At 62.8% G+C, this 2,227-nt stretch carries 3 protein-coding genes; all 3 read left to right on the plus strand.

Features of this window, described 5'->3' with window-relative positions; translation table 11 throughout:
• Positions 1 to 1,379, plus strand: a 1,379-nt coding sequence (locus BLX42_RS16500; protein WP_161872184.1) for a sigma-54-dependent transcriptional regulator, incomplete at its 5' end; no start/stop codon positions are given.
• 294 nt (positions 1,380 to 1,673) lie between these two features.
• Positions 1,674 to 2,057, plus strand: coding sequence for a glycine cleavage system protein GcvH (gene gcvH, locus BLX42_RS16505; protein ID WP_161872185.1), 384 nt, complete (start codon positions 1,674 to 1,676; stop codon positions 2,055 to 2,057).
• Positions 2,058 to 2,068: 11 nt separating this feature from the next.
• A partial coding sequence (locus BLX42_RS16510) for a hypothetical protein (RefSeq protein WP_161872186.1) occupies positions 2,069 to 2,227 on the plus strand: 159 nt, incomplete at its 3' end.

Genomic DNA, 2,227 nt, shown 5'->3' on the forward strand with positions numbered 1-2,227 from the left:
CCCTCAGCCCCGCCGTTCTCGAAGAACTGCACGACGCGCTGTTCGAAGTACATGGGGTACAGTCGGTGGACGTGGTCGATATCCTCCCTGGCCAGCGCCGACACCTGCAGCTCGATGCCCTGCTGGCCGCCATGAGCGACCCGGTGCTGGCCGTCGACAGCGCAGGCCTGGTGCTGCTGGCCAACCCCGCGCTGATTGCCCTGTGCGGCCGCGAGTCGGCCGGTCGTTCGGTGGGCGAGCTGTTCGGTGACCCGGCCCTGCTGCAAGCGCTGCTGGACAACAACTTCCACTTGCCGATGCGCGAAATGCAGCTCAACGGCCAGAGCCTGCTGCTCGACGCCACGCCGATCACCAACGCCGGAGGCCTGCTGACCCTGTACCCGCCCAACCGCATGGGCGAACGCCTTTCGGCCCTGCACCACGACCATGCCGAAGGCTTCGATGCGCTGCTGGGTGAGTCCCCGGCGATCCGCACCCTCAAGGCCCGCGCCTTGCGTGTGGCAGCCCTCGATGCGCCACTGCTGGTGCATGGCGAAACCGGCACCGGCAAGGAGCTGGTGGCCCGCGCCTGCCATGCCATCAGCAGCCGCCACGCGGCGCCGTTCCTCGCCCTCAACTGCGCCGCACTGCCCGAAAGCCTGGCCGAGAGCGAGCTGTTCGGCTACGCCTCAGGCGCCTTCACCGGTGCCCAGCGCGGTGGCAAGCCCGGGCTGATGGAGCTGGCCAACCAGGGCACGGTGTTTCTCGACGAGATCGGCGAGATGTCGCCGTACCTGCAGGCCAAACTGCTGCGTTTTCTCAGCGACGGAAGCTTTCGCCGTGTGGGCGGCGACCGTGAGGTGAAGGTTGATGTACGCATCATCAGCGCCACCCACCGCGACCTGGAGCGCATGGTCGCCGAGGGCACGTTCCGTGAAGACCTGTTCTACCGCCTCAACGTGCTCAACCTGCAGGTACCACCGCTGCGTGACCGTGGCCAGGACATCCTGATGCTCGCGCACTACTTCATGCAGCAGGCCTGCACGCAGATCCAGCGCCCGGCCTGCCGACTGACCCCAGCCACGCACTCGGCCCTGCTGGCCAACCCTTGGCCGGGCAACGTGCGCCAGCTGCAGAACGTGATTTTTCGGGCGGCGGCCATCTGTGAAAGCAACCTGGTGGACATCGGCGACCTTGACATCGCCGGCACCTCGGTGGCGCGTGGGCAGGATGGCGAAGTAGCGAGCCTGGAACAGGCCGTGGGTGATTTCGAACGCCAGCTACTGCAGCGGCTATATGCCAGTTACCCTTCGACGCGGCAGCTGGCGGGACGCCTGCAGACATCGCATACCGCGATTGCCCAGCGCCTGCGCAAGTACGGAATTGCAGGCAAGTCCTGAATTGCCTGGCATTGCCATTCCTCGCAAGGAACCGTAACGATTTAAATACAGTGTATCGAATAAGATACAGTGCCATTCCCGCCCCCGCTTGCAAGGGTTTGATCCTCCAAACCTTTTGCCAGCGCATACATCTGTAGCGTTTTCATTCCAAGAAAGAGAGTGCATTGTTACGAAAAAAACGTAACTTACTGATTTAAATGCACTTTTATCTTATGGCCGCATTTTTGCTTAGGTAAATCCAACCCAAGAGCGCGAACCGACCGCGCCCAACGCCCTGCTTCCCGAGGATTCCCCATGAGCGAGTTGCGTTTCACTGAAGATCACGAATGGCTGCGCGTCGAAGCTGACGGTAGCGTCACCGTAGGCATCACCGCCTACGCCCAGAACGCCCTTGGCGATGTGGTCTACGTGCAACTGCCGGAGTTGCAGCAATACGACAAAGGTGCCGAAGCCTCAACCGTTGAGTCGGTCAAAGCCGCCAGCGGCGTGTACATGCCTCTGAGCGGTGAAGTGGTCGCCGTCAATGACGGCCTGAACGACAGCCCTGAGCTGGTCAACGAAGACCCGCTGGGCGAAGGCTGGTTCTTCCGTTTCCTTCCGGCCGACATGAATGAAGTGGCTGCCCTGCTCGACCAGGATGCCTACGACCGCCTGATCAAAGCCAACGACGACGCCTGAGGAACCCGAAGATGACCATCAACCTCGGCACCGCCAACGAATTCATCGCCCGCCACATCGGCCCACGCGCCGCAGACGAGCAGGCCATGCTGGCCACCTTGGGCTTCGACTCGCTGGAGGCCATGACCGCCGCAGTCATCCCCGACACCATCAAGGGCACCAGCGTACTG

Origin of the sequence: Pseudomonas sp. SG-MS2, from assembly GCF_009933855.1 — a bacterium.
GTDB lineage: Bacteria > Pseudomonadota > Gammaproteobacteria > Pseudomonadales > Pseudomonadaceae > Aquipseudomonas > Aquipseudomonas putida_E.

Bases quoted from the DNA above. Each gene is read 5' to 3' on its own strand.
- gcvH (WP_161872185.1), top strand. From the start codon at position 1,674: ATGAGCGAGTTGCGTTTCACTGAAGATCACGAATGGCTGCGCGTCGAA.